At 35.9% G+C, this 15,464-nt stretch carries 14 protein-coding genes and 1 tRNA gene; 5 read left to right on the forward strand and 10 right to left on the reverse strand.

The genetic code is table 11. The annotated features are described in order from the left end of the window. Positions 1 to 924, forward strand: a complete 924-nt coding sequence (locus RRF69_RS02265) for a bile acid:sodium symporter family protein (RefSeq protein WP_316940372.1) — start codon at positions 1 to 3, stop codon at positions 922 to 924. Between the two features lie 17 nt (positions 925 to 941). After that, on the forward strand, positions 942 to 2,021 hold the full coding sequence (locus RRF69_RS02270) for a 1-acyl-sn-glycerol-3-phosphate acyltransferase (RefSeq protein WP_316940373.1): 1,080 nt from the start codon (positions 942 to 944) through the stop codon (positions 2,019 to 2,021). 73 nt (positions 2,022 to 2,094) lie between these two features. Here the strand turns inward: RRF69_RS02270 and RRF69_RS02275 are convergent, their stop codons facing one another. The 5 genes from RRF69_RS02275 to RRF69_RS02295 form a co-directional block, all read right to left on the reverse strand. Then, the gene (locus RRF69_RS02275) at positions 2,095 to 5,016 is read right to left on the reverse strand and encodes a glycoside hydrolase family 3 N-terminal domain-containing protein (RefSeq protein WP_316940374.1); all 2,922 of its coding nucleotides are present in this window, start codon (positions 5,014 to 5,016) and stop codon (positions 2,095 to 2,097) included. 19 nt (positions 5,017 to 5,035) lie between these two features. Beyond that, entirely contained in the window at positions 5,036 to 5,521 is a 486-nt protein-coding gene (locus RRF69_RS02280) for an ABC transporter ATPase (RefSeq protein ID WP_316940375.1), read from the reverse strand. A 52-nt stretch (positions 5,522 to 5,573) separates the two neighbouring features. Next, entirely contained in the window at positions 5,574 to 6,401 is an 828-nt protein-coding gene (locus RRF69_RS02285; RefSeq protein ID WP_316940376.1) for an exonuclease domain-containing protein, read from the reverse strand. A gap of 230 nt (positions 6,402 to 6,631) precedes the next feature. After that, the gene (locus tag RRF69_RS02290; RefSeq protein ID WP_316940377.1) at positions 6,632 to 7,810 is read right to left on the reverse strand and encodes an AIR synthase related protein; all 1,179 of its coding nucleotides are present in this window, start codon (positions 7,808 to 7,810) and stop codon (positions 6,632 to 6,634) included. A 155-nt stretch (positions 7,811 to 7,965) separates the two neighbouring features. Beyond that, positions 7,966 to 10,149: a glutamine synthetase III gene (locus RRF69_RS02295; RefSeq protein ID WP_316940378.1), complete on the reverse strand. Its 2,184-nt coding sequence runs from the start codon at positions 10,147 to 10,149 to the stop codon at positions 7,966 to 7,968. A gap of 169 nt (positions 10,150 to 10,318) precedes the next feature. On the opposite strand from RRF69_RS02295, the gene RRF69_RS02300 reads away from it, so the two are divergent. Then, on the forward strand, positions 10,319 to 11,344 hold the full coding sequence (locus RRF69_RS02300; RefSeq protein ID WP_316940379.1) for a glutamine synthetase beta-grasp domain-containing protein: 1,026 nt from the start codon (positions 10,319 to 10,321) through the stop codon (positions 11,342 to 11,344). A gap of 66 nt (positions 11,345 to 11,410) precedes the next feature. On the opposite strand, the gene RRF69_RS02305 is transcribed toward RRF69_RS02300, so the two are convergent. Continuing rightward, entirely contained in the window at positions 11,411 to 12,343 is a 933-nt protein-coding gene (locus RRF69_RS02305; protein ID WP_316940380.1) for a calcium/sodium antiporter, read from the reverse strand. 315 nt (positions 12,344 to 12,658) lie between these two features. On the opposite strand from RRF69_RS02305, the gene RRF69_RS02310 reads away from it, so the two are divergent. Both RRF69_RS02310 and RRF69_RS02315 read left to right on the forward strand, forming a co-directional pair. After that, on the forward strand, positions 12,659 to 12,889 hold the full coding sequence (locus RRF69_RS02310) for a putative signal transducing protein (RefSeq protein WP_316940381.1): 231 nt from the start codon (positions 12,659 to 12,661) through the stop codon (positions 12,887 to 12,889). 57 nt (positions 12,890 to 12,946) lie between these two features. Then, a tRNA-Arg gene (locus RRF69_RS02315) sits at positions 12,947 to 13,020 on the forward strand. A gap of 110 nt (positions 13,021 to 13,130) precedes the next feature. Here RRF69_RS02315 and RRF69_RS02320 read toward each other — a convergent pair. From RRF69_RS02320 to tpiA, 4 genes are all read right to left on the reverse strand, one after another. Continuing rightward, positions 13,131 to 13,403: a hypothetical protein gene (locus tag RRF69_RS02320; protein ID WP_316940382.1), complete on the reverse strand. Its 273-nt coding sequence runs from the start codon at positions 13,401 to 13,403 to the stop codon at positions 13,131 to 13,133. Positions 13,404 to 13,406: 3 nt separating this feature from the next. Continuing rightward, entirely contained in the window at positions 13,407 to 13,682 is a 276-nt protein-coding gene (locus RRF69_RS02325; protein ID WP_316940383.1) for an ATP-dependent Clp protease adaptor ClpS, read from the reverse strand. A gap of 20 nt (positions 13,683 to 13,702) precedes the next feature. Then, on the reverse strand, positions 13,703 to 14,539 hold the full coding sequence (gene prmA / locus RRF69_RS02330) for a 50S ribosomal protein L11 methyltransferase (RefSeq protein WP_316940384.1): 837 nt from the start codon (positions 14,537 to 14,539) through the stop codon (positions 13,703 to 13,705). Positions 14,540 to 14,636: 97 nt separating this feature from the next. After that, the gene (gene tpiA, locus RRF69_RS02335; protein ID WP_316940385.1) at positions 14,637 to 15,395 is read right to left on the reverse strand and encodes a triose-phosphate isomerase; all 759 of its coding nucleotides are present in this window, start codon (positions 15,393 to 15,395) and stop codon (positions 14,637 to 14,639) included. Positions 15,396 to 15,464 lie beyond the last annotated feature (69 nt).

Below are 15,464 nucleotides of genomic sequence, written 5' to 3' on the forward strand. Positions count from 1 at the left end.
ATGCAGACCCCAATAGACATTGACTCCATAAAAATCAACTTTGATGCACAAGGCTTGTGGGTTTTAAATATTGCCATTGCCATAATTATGTTTGGAGTAGCATTGGGTATCTCTATCAACGATTTTAAACGCCTCTTGAAAAGTCCAAAAATTGTTTTTGTGGGGGTCTTCTCTCAATTCTTTGTATTGCCTGCTTTTACTTTTATAACCATTTTGGTGATTGAACCCCACCCCAGTTTTGCATTAGGAATGATGCTAATAGCCGCCTGCCCAGGTGGAAATGTCTCCAACTTTTTTAGTAAAATGGCAGGTGGAAATGCTGCCTTGTCGGTAAGTTTAACCGCCTTTGCAACCCTGATTTGCATCCTAATGACGCCTTTCAATTTACAGTTTTGGGGTAGTTTATATGCTCCAACCAACGAAATTTTAAAAGCAGTGGAACTCAATTGGGTCGACCTACTCAAACTAGTTTCTCTTATATTAGGCATCCCCTTATGTCTAGGAATGTTCATCAAGCACTACCATGCAGGGGTGGCCAACAAAATAGAAAAAACATTAAAACCACTATCCATGATGGTTTTTATTGCCCTTATTGGAATTGCATTTTCTCAAAACATCAACGTCTTTCTCGATCATATTCATCATGTAGCCTTGTTGGTTATTTTTCATAATATTTTTGCCTTTATCTTAGGATTTTATACCGCCAAAAGTTGTGGGCTCAACAAAAGGGATACCAAAACCATAGCCATGGAAACTGGAATTCAAAATGGAGGACTGGGATTATTGTTGATTTTTGGCTTTTTTGATGGTTTGGGTGGAATGGCGTTACTGGCTGCTTTTTGGGGAATTTGGGATGTGTTTTCTGGAATTCTTCTTGCCACATATTGGGGTCGAAAAACTACCAACAGTCAAGAAATAAAATAACATATAAAGAAATAGCAATGATGTTTCAAAAAATCTGGTATCACCTCATATGGAGCTACATAAAATTTAGCTTGTTTTTTTATGCCAAAAAAATAAAGATAAAAGGAAGTAGAAACATCCCTAAAAAGGGAGCAGTATTGTTTGCTGTAAATCATCCAAATGGCTTGCTCGACCCCTTGTTTGTAACCACTACAAATCGAAGACAAAATCATTTTTTGGTACGTGCAGCATCGTTTAAAAACCCCTTGGTTAAAAAACTATTGGAGTCCTTGTACCTCATGCCAATTTATAGAATTCGTGATGGCATACAGCAGTTGGCAAACAACCAAGAAATTTTTGAAAAGTGCTACCGCATTTTACACAAAGAAGAAAGTTTAATGATTTTCCCTGAGGGAAGTCACAATAAAAAAAGAAGTATTCGTCCTTTAAGTAAAGGATTTACGAGAATCGTTTCCGGAGCTTTGGAAAGGTATCCTGATTTAGAAGTCAAGGTAGTGCCCGTTGGAATTACCTATCAGCACTCCTCGGATTTCCCCGCAAAGGTGTCTGTCAATCATGGGCAACCCATTCCTACCCGAGAAATTTTTACCCACAATACCCCCGCAAAAGCTATCAATCTTCTGAAAACTGCCGTAACAGAACAATTAAAAACCCTTAGTGTACACATTCCAGATGATGAAAATTATGAAACTATTTTGAACCAATTGAATGAAGCACAAGTGGATTTTACAGACGTGGATGTCGTAAACCGTATGATACGAACGGGGAGGATTCCAAAAAAGAAAGCAGCAAAAAAGAACCTAGTAAAACCGTTACTTTATGTGATTCTGTTCAATAGCCTCATTCCTTTTTTACTCTGGAAAATTGCGCTAAAAAAAATTGATGAAATTGAATTCATAGATACTTTTCGCTTTGGCCTAAACTTGCTATTAATCCCCTTATTTTATAGTTTACAAGCGCTTGTAATTGCTTCTTTTTATGGAAAATTAATCGGCTTTTTTTACTTTACTGTTTCAGCGATGTTGATCGTGCTCTATACAAAATGTGCACCTACAAATGCCAAGAGCCATATTGAGCTTGATGAAGTTGACGAATAGTTACCCCTGATGAGTGCATTTATATTAGCTCTCCATCATCGAGGGAGCGAGTGTGGAAAGCAAGAAGTAGGCTTTAATCAACAATTACTGCATCTTGAATAATTTGCTGGATTTTGGTTCGCATATTGGTTTCAATCAACCCTCTATTTTCCATGTTTGGATAAACTCTATTGGACAAGAAAACATATACAATTTCGCTAATAGGATCTGCCCAAGTATAGGTTCCTGTAAATCCGGAATGCCCAAAACTCTCATCGGAAACACAGCCACAGGTGGCCATGACCTCTTGATCTAATTGGGGCTTGTCGAAGCCTAACCCTCTACGAACATGTTCGTCGGAAAAATAGCGGTGGTTGAATTTTTCAATAGTTGTTGTTTTTAAGTACCGTTTTCCTCCATAAAATCCTTTTTGCAAAAACATTTGCATGATCTTGGCAACATCGTTTGCATTGGAAAATAAACCTGCATGACCCCCAACACCGCCCATCATGGCTGCCCCCATATCGTGTACATATCCATGCAAGAGTTGATTCCTGTAGTACGTGTCTTTTTCGGTTGGGACAATTTCTTCTTTTTTGAATTTTTGTAAGGGAAGATACGAGGTTCTATCGGCTCCTAAAGATTGATAGAATTGTTGATCGGCAAGTTGATTTAATTGACTATTGTAGCTGTTTTCAAGCACCTCTTTGAAAACATAATACCCTAAATCACTGTATTTATATCCTGGAACTTCTGTTTGATCGGCATCTCTGATGTGTTTATAGATACTGTCTTTGTAACTCTGCTGAAAATACATGTTTTCGGCAACTTTGACCTTGAACTTCTTGGAAGCTCTAGAACGATAAAATTGCTTTAAATTTTTTCCTGTGATAGAATCTTGAGTATCTTTATAAAAGGGAATCCAGGGTTGTAAGCGTCCAAAGTGCGACAATATTTCTTTAACGGTAATCGTGTCTTTATTAGATCCTTTAAAAAATGGCAACACTTCTGCCAACGGAGCATCTAAAGAAATTTTTTGATCCTCTTCTGCCTTCATGATGAGTGGTAAAGAGGCTAAAATTTTTGTCAGAGATGCCAAATCGTAGAGATCTGAATTTTTTACTGCGGTTGTATGATCATTGGTGTGAAACCCAAAACTTTTTTGATAAATCACTTTTCCTTTTCTAGCGACTAAAACCTGAACATAAGGTGCCATTTTTTCTTTTAGAATAGTATCGATAGTCTGTTGAATGGCTTCCAACTTTCGAGAAGACATGCCCACCTCTTCTGGGATGGAATACCCCAATCGATGCAAGGCTGCTGTAGGGAGACCGAGTCCCTCAGGAAATTCGTTTTTAAGAGAAACTGGCAACTTCCCTTTTGCCTTGATCGCACCAAAAATAAGTTGTGCCGAAAGTTCTTGTGCGATTGTACTGTTTTGATAGGAAACAATAATACTCTCGATATTGGTAAACGATTGCACCTGCAACAAACTATACGGACTGGCAAATACATCTAAAATAACTCTTTTTTTACGGGCTATCTCTTGCAGTTTGACTAGTTCTTTAATCCGAAATTTATAACTTTTCCATGGGTTTGCATTCGACTTATGAAAACCGATAATCACCAAATTATACGGTTGTAACTTCAGCAGTAACTCATCTAAATTGTCATCGGTAACAACATCTACTTTGGTGTATTGTTGAAGCATCGACACAAAAGGGTCACCAGAATCATCTCCTAGAGAAACATAGGCAATTTTTTGATTTTCTAATTCACGAAGGGGTAAAAGTACTTTTTCATTTTTGATGACTGTCAATGAATTTTCAACCAATTTTCGATGTAAGAGTTGATCGGTAACAGTATTTAAATCTTCATGTAATTTTTCAATAACTACTGGTGTATAGGCATTTAAACCTACTAGGTATTTTGCAGAAAGAATCTTTCGTACAGAAAAATCCAATCGCTCTGGGGTTAATTCTCCTGAGAACAACGCTGTTTTAATCAACTGGACAGATGCTGGAACATCTTGAGGAATTAACAAAAGGTCATTTCCTGCTAAAATAGCCGCTAGATCTATTGCCGCCGAAGTTGCATAATTGGCAGCACCTTTCATATTTAAACCATCAGTAATGATCAATCCCAAGAAGCCCATTTTCTCTTTGAGTAAATCAGTTACTATGGCGGGCGATAACGAAGAAGGCAATTCAGGATTACTGACCAATTGTGGGATGCTTAAATGCGCAGTCATCACGCTGGCTATACCTTCATCAAATATCTTCTTATACGGATACAACTCCAAGGTGTCCAATCTTTTTTCATCAAAATCGATCACTGGCAATGTATGATGCGAATCTGTAGCGGTATCTCCATGGCCAGGAAAATGCTTTGCACTTGCCAATACCCCAGCTTGTTGCATTCCTTTGATAAACGCTATGGATTTCTCGGTAACATTTTCTTTGTTCTCTCCAAAGGAGCGATTGCCAATAATTGGATTCTCTGGGTTTGTATTGATATCTACTACTGGAGCAAAATTGATGTGAATTCCCAATCTTTTACAATGCACACCCAATCGCTCTCCGAACTGTCTGATCAGTGTTGTATCGTTCACTGCACCCAATGCCATATTCCAAGGATAGCGAAAGGTGTTTTTCAAACGCATGTCTAAACCCCACTCTCCATCGAAACCAATGAGTAATGGAACCTTGGAAACCGCTTGGTATTTATTATTTAAAAGGGCTTGTTTTTCTGGAGTGCCTTGCATAAAAATTAAATTCCCAACATGGTATTTGGTAATTAATTCTTTTATGAAATTTTCGTGCTTCGTATCTAAATTGGAATAGGCCTGCACCATAAATAATTGCCCAATTTTTTCATCAACAGACATGCTATTGAGCACACTATCTACCCAAATTTCTTGAGCTTCAAAATCTTTTGCTTTTAAAGGATTGACACGTTGAGCAAACCCATTCAAAACAAAACTCAAACACAATAGCAACACCCCGTTTTTCTTCATACATCTATGTCTTAAAATTTTAGATTAAAAAACGTTTGTGCCAGCTTTGCGATGCAGCAACTTCCCAATTATTTTCAAAATCTTCTTTGGTAGCTACCATATTGTTAAAAACAATGGTTTCTGAAGTGATTCTTTTCTCTGATGCCAATCGTTGAAATTCAGATAATTTCACGATTTGAAGCACTGAATTGTCTTTAAAACTGACATTCATTTTGTCCATAAAATCAACTTGCAATTCGTTTTGTAACTGTTGGATAAAACGAACCGAACTGTCGATAGAACAACCCGAAACGTTATTGAAACTTTCATCGACTGCTAATACTAAAAATTGATCGTATTGAATGGTGAAGGAACCTTTTAAATCGTCTCCATGACGCGTCCATTGATTGATGAAATCTTCTGCTTTAATAGCGATGTATTCCATTTCTTTATGAGTAAAGGCTCTATCGGATTGATAAATCCAAACACGAGAATTAGGTGGTAAATTTTGATAGGCTGTAAACATGGTAAGGTTTTTATGAATAGATCTTTTCGGTTTTCCTTGAAATGATGTGTGATTACCTTAAATTAAATTTCTGCTGCAATGCTTGTAATTTTTCCGTTTCAGAAAGGGTTTCTTTTGGTTGGACCATTCTTTCTTTAATTGTTTGCAGGACTTTCTTGGTATACAAAGGAAAATCTGCATTCTGAATCCAATTGTTGTATCCTGGATTCTCTTTTAAAACCTCTTCGACTATTCTTCCTTTGTGCTTCCCGAAAGAAAAAATTTCTTGACCATCTTCGTTCATCAAAATAAAACCTGCGAAATCGGCTCTTTTTCCGTGAGAAGAATACTCACTTAAAGCCGCTACTGAATTTTCAATATCTTCGTATTTTTCTAATTGTGCTAGTAAAATTTCATAGGTTGCATTGGTATCAGCTTCAGCTCCATGTGCTCCTTCTAATTCTTTGCCACAATAAAATTGATATCCGGCACCTAGAGTACGCTGTTCTTTTTTATGAAAAATCACTTGTACATCAATTGCTTTTCTATCTTTCATATCAAAATCGATGCCAGCTCGCATCAACTCTTCTGCCAACAATGGAATGTCAAATCGGTTCGAATTGAAACCCGCCAAATCGCAACCTGCAATCATTTTGTCAATTTCTGGTGCTAATTCTTTAAATGTCGGTTCAGTCACAACTTGTTCGTTGGTAATCGTATGAATTGCTGAAGCTTCTGCAGGAATTTCTACTTCCGGATTTACCAACCAAGTTTTGCTTTCTTTATTTCCATTTGGAAAGACCTTTAAGATGGAAATTTCGACAACTCTGTCGGTTGCAATATTGACCCCTGTTGTTTCTAGGTCGAAGAAGACAATCGGTTTTGTTAAGTTTAATTTCATTTTTATTTTTTTTGACTGATTTTGATTTTTGATAAATCACCTCATGAAAACTACAACATAAATCTCCACAAAAAATGACTCAAAAACAGGATAGCATAAAGATAGAAAAAATAGTGGTTTATTTCCTTTAAAAGACAACACATCCACAATTGTTTTTCTGCAAGTACAATTTGAGAGCATTCTATAAAAACACTAACAAACAAAAGCGGTTCTTTAAAAGAACCGTAATGCTAATATTCAAAAACGCCAAACTCACTTTTAATTGTCAGTTTTTTAGAATCAGATGCTTCTACCCTACCTACAATTTGAGCATTTACTTGATATGATTTTGACAATGCTATAATATCCTCTGCTATTTCAGGAGAAACGTAGAGTTCCATTCGGTGCCCACAATTGAATACTTGATACATCTCTTTCCAATCGGTGTTTGACTGTTCTTGTATCAACTTGAATAATGGTGGAACTGGGAACATATTGTCTTTTACTATGTGTAGATCGTCTACAAAGTGTAAAATTTTTGTTTGTGCACCTCCCGAACAATGAATCATTCCATGTACCGTAGAAGCGTCATATTTTGATAATATCTTTTTAATAATTGGAGCGTAGGTTCTTGTGGGAGATAAGACTAATTTTCCTGCATCAATGGGAGAATCAACTACACGATCAGTCAATCTTGTATTTCCAGAATAGACCAATTCTTCTGGAACAGCAGCATCAAAACTTTCTGGATATTTTTTAGCCAAATACTTGTGGAATACATCGTGACGTGCAGAGGTCAACCCATTAGACCCCATTCCTCCGTTGTATTCGGTTTCATAAGATGCTTGACCAAAAGACTCTAAACCAACAATCAAATCGCCAGGTTTGATATGTGCGTTATCAATCACATCCGATCGTTTCATTCTAGCCGTTACGGTCGAATCTACTATAATGGTTCGAACCAAATCGCCAACATCAGCTGTTTCTCCACCGGTAGAATGGATGGTAACTCCAAAGCCTTTCAAATCTTCAATCAATTCCTCTGTTCCATTGATAATGGCAGAAAGAACTTCATAAGGTATTTTACTTTTATTTCGCCCAATGGTTGAAGACAACATAATATTGTCAGTGGCTCCTACACAGAGTAAGTCGTCAATATTCATGATCAACGCATCTTGAGCGATGCCTTTCCAAACAGAAATATCACCTGTTTCTTTCCAATACATATACGCTAGAGAAGACTTTGTTCCAGCACCATCTGCATGCATGATCAAACAATAGTCACTGTCATTTGTCAAATAATCAGGTACAATTTTACAGAATGCTTTGGGAAACAATCCTTTGTCAATATTCTTAATGGCATTGTGCACATCTTCTTTAGATGCAGATACGCCTCTTTGTGCATATCTTTTAGAAACTTCTTGGCTCATAGTATCGTGTTGTTCGGCAAAGGTAATTTTTTGCAGAGAAAAAGAGAAGTAAATTGTTCATTTAAAACCATCTGTTTACAGAAGGCTGGTTATCAAGTGAGCTAGGAAGAACTTCAAATAGTAAAACTTTCAAGTCCTTCCTTCTCTGTCTATACTCAATTTGTAAACAAAAGTTCTCTGTATTTGGTGAGTGGCCATAAATTATCATCAACCATAGTTTCTAACTTGTCACAGTGATAACGAATTTCTTCAAAATAAGGCTTTACCTTATTGCAATACAAAGCTGCTGATTTGACCACTGGTTGTGTATTGGCTTTTTTACGTTCTTCAGTCATTTTGTTGACCAAGGCATTGATTTCTGTGATATGATTCGATATAACCATAATTAGCTCAATTTGTTCTTTTGCAATATTTTGATACTCCTCTCCAAATATTTCCTTCAAATTTTTGGTGTTTTCAAGCAAGGTATTCTGATAAATAATTGCTGTTGGCACTACATGATTTCTAGAAATATCTGCCAAAACCCGACTTTCAATCTGAATTTTTTTGGTGTATTCTGCCATTTCAATTTCGTAACGAGCTTCAATTTCCGTCTTATTCATGACTTCCATCTCTTCGTACAAATCAACAACTGCTTTAGAGACCTTTACCTTCAGAGCATCAGGAGTTGTTTTATTGTGAAATAGTCCTCGTTTTTTAGCTTCTTTTTCCCATGCCTCACCATAACCGTCTCCTTCAAATCTAATTTTTTTAGACGCTTTGATGTACTCTCTTAAAACATTGAAAACAGCTTCGTCTTTTTTGAGGTTTTTAGTGTCTATCAGTTTATCTACTTCAATCTTAAACTCTTTTAATTGCTTGGCAACAATCGTGTTTAACACCGTCATAGGAGTTGCACAATTGGACCAAGAACCTACAGCTCGAAACTCAAACTTATTTCCTGTAAAAGCAAATGGTGAGGTCCTATTTTGATCTGTATTGTCTAATAAAATTTCAGGAATCTTTCCAATAATATTCAGTTTTAAATCTGTTTTTTCTTGAGGAGATAACTTTCCTTTGGTTACATTTTCCAATTCATCTAATACCTGCGACAGCTGACTCCCGATAAACACAGACATGATGGCTGATGGTGCTTCATTCGAACCTAATCGACAGTCGTTACTTGCCGATGCAATAGAAGCTCTTAACAATTCTTGGTACTCGTATACAGCCTTAATTGTGTTTACAAAAAACGTTAAGAATTGTAAATTTTTCATTGGTGTTTTTCCAGGACTCAATAAATTGACACCCGTATCTGAATACAACGACCAATTGCTATGTTTTGCAGATCCATTAATTCCAGCAAAAGGTTTTTCATGGAATAATACTTTGAAATGATGGCGTTTAGAAACTTTTTCCATGACATCCATCAAAAGTGAATTGTGGTCGACTGCCAAATTTGCTTCTTCAAAGATTGGTGCCAATTCAAACTGATTGGGAGCCACTTCGTTATGTCTTGTTTTAACAGGGATTCCCAACAACATACACTCTTGCTCTAAATCTTGCATAAAACTCATAGCACGAGTCGGAATAGTTCCAAAATAGTGATCATCTAATTGTTGTCCTTTTGCAGGTAAGTGCCCTAATAAGGTTCTGCCTGTCATAGTAATATCGGGTCTCGAAAGTGCCAATGCTTCATCTATCAAGAAATATTCTTGTTCCCAACCCAAAGTTGCATTTACTTTCGAAACATTCTTATCAAAGTATTTACAGACCCCAGTTGCGGCAAGATCAAGGGCTTGCAATGCTTTTAACAAAGGAGTTTTATTATCCAAAGCTTCTCCTGTATAGGACACAAAAATTGTAGGAATACACAAGGTCGTTTCATATACAAAAGCAGGTGAAGTTGGATCCCAAGCAGTATACCCTCTTGCTTCAAAGGTGTTTCTAATCCCTCCATTTGGGAAGCTAGACGCATCGGGTTCTTGTTGTACCAATTGTTCACCGTCAAACTTTTCTACGGCCAAACTTCCGTTAATCGATTCGAAAAAAGCATCGTGTTTTTCGGCTGTTGCTCCTGTTAGGGGTTGAAACCAATGTGTATAATGTGTTGCCCCTTTGGACATGGCCCAATCTTTCATACTTACGGCTACTTGATCTGCAATTTTTCGATCAATTTTATTGCCGTGAACAATGGCATCCATGACGCTATCATACGCAGCTCTAGTAAGATACTGCTGCATGGCATTTTTGTTAAATACATTTTTGCCAAATAGAGAAGACCTTTTTTCTCCTTCTATAATTTTTATAGGCTTTCGGTGGAGTGTTTCGTGTAAAGCATTAAATCTAATGATTGACATATTGATAATTTTTGATTGAAATAATTTTAATTATACAAATATACCCTTTCATTTTTAGGGATTAAATTAATTTTAAAACATTTTTAATTTTTTACCCCCTATTTTTTTGATACCTCGTTAAAAATTTTCATTTTTGTAGTGTTAATAATATTCATAAAATTATTTTACTATGGCAAAAATTAAATTAGAATACATTTGGTTAGATGGGTACTTCCCAACTCAAAACATGAGGAGTAAAACCAAAGTAGAAGAACATGAAAATTTCCAAGGAACAATTGCAGAATTAGGAAATTGGTCTTTTGATGGTTCATCTACACGACAAGCATCAGGTGGTGCCTCTGATTGTTTATTAAAACCTGTTGCAATTTATCCAGATCCTACAAGAAGAAATGGATATTTAGTAATGACCGAGGTTTTGAATGCCGATGGAACTCCACATGTTTCTAACGGAAGAGCTACAATTGAAGATGAAGATGATGATTTCTGGTTCGGATTTGAGCAAGAGTATTTTATTATGGATACCAAAACACAATTGCCATTAGGATTCCCTATTGGTGGTTATCCTGCACCACAAGGAATGTATTATTGTTCAGTTGGTGGATTGCATACACACGGAAGAAATATTGTTGAAGAGCATGCTGACTTATGTATTGATGCTGGATTGAATTTTGAAGGAATCAACCAAGAAGTTGCTTCAGGACAATGGGAATTTCAATTATTTGCAAAAGGAGCAAGACAAGCAGGTGACGAAATCTGGATTGCACGTTACTTATTAGACAGATTGACAGAGAAGTACGGTTACTATATTGAATATCATCCAAAACCATTAGGAAAAGATATGGACTGGAATGGTTCTGGTATGCATGCAAACTTTTCAAATACTGTTTTAAGAGAATGTGGTTCTAAAGAAACTTATGAAAAAATTTGTGAAGCATTTAGACCTGTAGTAAAAGAGCACATTGAGGTTTATGGTGAGTTTAATGATCAACGTTTAACTGGTGATCACGAAACAGCTTCTATCCATGATTTCTCATACGGAGTTTCTGATAGAGGTGCTTCTATTCGAATTCCAATTATCACAGTTGAAAAAGGCTGGAAAGGTTGGTTAGAAGACAGAAGACCTGCTTCAAATGGAGATCCTTATAAGATTGCAGGAAGAATTATTAAAACTGTAAAATCAGCTAACATTAGCTAATTTCAATAGATAGATTCAAAAAAGGCTCGCAATTTGCGAGCCTTTTTTTGTACAAAACTTTATCTTTTAAATGGTTGTATAAATAAACGCAGCATAAACTAGGAGAAGAACTATTCCGTCTTTCCAATTCAGGCGATATCCTCTTGGAATGAACACCAAAGGTACTATCAAGAAAGAGATGGCTAGCATCCACAAAATATCGTTAGACAATAATCTCTGATCAGCAAGAGCAATGGGTGTAATCATTGAGGTAATTCCTAAAACCGCTAAAATATTAAAAACATTTGAGCCTATTAAATTCCCTAAAGAAATTGCTTTTTCTTTCTTAATAATGGCAATAATAGATGCCGCTAATTCTGGTATACTTGTCCCAACAGAAACGACCGTAACGGCGATGATTCGTTCGCTAACACCAAATTCTTGCGCCATCGAAGTAGCCCCTTGAATCAACAATTCTGATCCTCCCCAAAGCCCGATTCCACCCAACACAAAAAAAAGGACAATCTTATACAATGGTAGTACTTCATCATCCTCTGGAAGTTCGTCAATAATTGCTGTTTTTTGAAAGCGCAATAGATAAATCAAAAAGAGCACCAAAGAGCTAAACAAAATGATTCCTTCATACTGAACAATTACTGCATCGCCCATTAAAAAAATGTACAATAAGATGGATGCGATCATCATCACAGGCCAATCTGTTTGATAAAAACTTTTCTGAACCTCCATACCACCAAACAATAGGGTAATCCCCAACACCAATCCTAAATTGGCAATATTAGATCCGATGACATTCCCCAAGGCCAAATCGGGGGAACCATTCAAGGCTGCATTTAAACTTACAATCAACTCGGGTGCAGAAGTCGCAAAAGAAACAACAGTCATTCCAATCACAATTTTAGGAACATTCAATTGCAGAGACAAAGCCACTGCCGATTTTAACAACCAGTTTCCTCCTAATATCAACAACACCAATCCTCCAAGAATGAGTAAAAAATTCATCAATTTTATTTTTTAGCGAAGATACATTTTTATCAGTTTGTATGATATGAAAAAAGAAAAAGCACAAATATGTGTTTCAAAAATAATCAAAGAGATACTTCTCGCTGTAATAGTACATTTTTTAGTAAATTTGAAGATCAATCAACTCAAAATGAAAAAGTCCCTTTTCAAAATTATTGCCAAACTGAATAAAAGTATTCTCCCATCTTTTACAAAAAAACAGCTCGATATCTCAAGAGCAACAAAGTTACAATTAATCGTTATTGGATGGAGAGCATATATTACAATGAATTCACTGGACTAAAACAAAAGCATATGGAAAGCACACATGTACTCGTATTTTCAGAATCATCAATTATTGTAAAAGGATTAGAAATTCAATTAAAAGACAACAATATTGGCTATCTCATAAAAGACCCTTTAAATTCTGGAGTACTTGCAGGTTTTGGATCTTTTGGTAAATCTGTAGAGCTTTACATCCTTCAAACAGACTTGGATAAAGCGACTCCGATTATCGAAGCCTACAAAGCAGAAATAAATTCATAAAAACAATAAATAGTTTTTCTTATTTAAAAAATGACCCTATATTTGCACCCGCAAAAAGGCCATGTGGCGCAACTGAATAGCGCACTTGATTACGGCTCAAGAGGTTGCTGGTTTGAATCCAGCCATGGTCACAACAAAAAGCAACTCACTTATTATAAGTGAGTTGCTTTTTTTATATGATCAAAATTATAGTATAATTGGTGTTTTTTCTGCCTTTTCAAGAGAAGGGCTTCTAAAAAAACTACTCTAAATATCTTCTTAACGCAACACGATGTTCGGGAATGGATTTGTCATACTTCTCAACAAGCAGTTCTAAAATTTCTGGTTGAATTTTTCCAATTTCCTGTCTTGAACCGTATTTAGAAACAAAAAGGGTATAGTCTTCACCTATTTTCTCAAAAATCAAATAATGTGTTGTATTGATTTCTGAATAGGCAATTTGATTTCCTGAAAAGGTGGAAGATTCATCTGTAAAGAAATCTGAAAATTGATAATACTTAAAAATATTTTCCATTAGTTAAATTAATTCGGCAGACAATCCTAATTGCAGTAATTTAGAACACTTGGGTTCTAACTCCTTAAATTCTCCAGACTTTACAGTACACTTTCCTTTGTAATGGACTAGATAGGTACATTGCTCAGCTTGTTCTTGGGTATGATCACATACCGAAATCAAAGAATCAATTACAAAATCGAAGGTATTGACCTCATCATTGTGCAATACAATTTCATGCTGAAAAACTTCTTTTTCCAGAGTATCGACTTGTTCTTGCTTTTTTTCTTTGGTACTCATACTGCGAATTTAAAAAAAAATTAATTCTTTTGGTATTTTAATGCAACCCAATTATTTCTTTCAATCACGGTTTCAAGTTTTAAACCGTATTTTGAAACTTCTGTATCGATGACAGGAATGTCTTCTTTGTAGAATCCACTTAACAATAAAATGCCTTTTTCATCTAAACAATGGGCATAAATACTCATATCCATCAACAAGATATTTCGGTTGATATTGGCAATAATAACTTCATAGTTCTGATCCTCTAAAAGAGAAGAGTCTCCTTCATAAACGGAAATATGTTGACAATTATTTCGAGAAACATTTTCTATAGAATTCAAATAACACCAATTATCAATATCAATTGCATCAGTAGGTTTGGCCCCTTTCATTTCAGCAAAAATTGCTAAAATTCCAGTACCACACCCCATGTCCAATACTTTTTTATTTTCTAGATCCAATTGCAATAAATGCTGAATCATCATATGAGTCGTTTCATGATGCCCCGTTCCAAAACTCATTTTTGGCTCGATTACTATATCGTATTGCAAATTTGGATTTTCGTGAAAAGGTGCACGAACACTAACGACATCTTCTACCTGAATGGCTTCAAAATTCTTTTCCCACTCTGCATTCCAATTGGTTTGAGCAACTTCATTATACTGATATTCAATCTGAAACTCCTTGGAATTCAATACAAAAATATCTTCCAAAAGATGCTCGTTCCAATTCTCTTTTTGAATATAAGCCACTACCCCGTTTTCATTTTCAACAAAACTCTCGAAGCCAACATTGCCCAATTCTGCAATCAAAATCTCAGTTCCTGGTTCTTTTGGCGATACTGTAAAAAGATATTCTATATAAATATTGTCCATAAAAATGTGCTAGTGCTATTCAAAAAAAATGCATCAAGATCTAAAATCTCGATGCAAATTTATTCATTTTCTTTAAAAGAGCGTTGATTAACTGCTTTTAAATCGCTTTTATAATTGCTGAAAAATCGGTTGCATTTAAGGCTGCGCCACCAATCAATCCACCGTCTACATCAGCCTTAGAAAATATCTCTTCAGCATTTGATGGCTTTACACTTCCGCCATATAAAATAGAAACAGCATCTGCTACCTCTTGATTGTAATGATCTTTAATAATTTTACGAATAAATGCGTGCATTTCTTGTGCCTGTTCTGGACTTGCCGTTTCTCCTGTACCAATTGCCCATACTGGCTCGTATGCCAATACTATCTGTTTCCAAGCAGCAGCTTCTAAATGAAATAATCCGTTTTTCAACTGGCTCTCTACCACGTTGAAATGATTTCCTGATTTTCGGTCTTCTAACAATTCTCCAAAACAGAAAATTGCTTCCATATTGTTCGCTAAAGTGGTATCCACCTTTTCGGCTAAAAGGGCATCTGTTTCACCAAAAAAAGTTCTTCGCTCTGAATGTCCCAAAATTACAGAGTGTACACCAACACTTTTCAACATTGCTGCAGAAATCTCACCAGTAAAGGCTCCATTTGCTGCTTGATGCATGTTTTGTGCAACTACTTCGATCTTCGAATTATTCGCTAGTGCTACTGCAGAAGAAAGGTTTACAAAAGTTGGCGCTACAAGCACTCTAGTATTCTCTAAAGAAAGGTTCTCTATAGAATCTTGAAGTTGCTCTATTAGTACTTTTGTTTCTTGTTTATCATTATTCATTTTCCAGTTACCTGCAACTATTTTAGTTCTCATACTTCTGATTTTAAACTTTATTAAGGCTGTAAATTTAAGGAATGAAAAAGGAAAAACGTTTTAGAAAAA

Source organism: Polaribacter sp. HL-MS24, assembly GCF_032758595.1.
Lineage (GTDB): Bacteria > Bacteroidota > Bacteroidia > Flavobacteriales > Flavobacteriaceae > Polaribacter.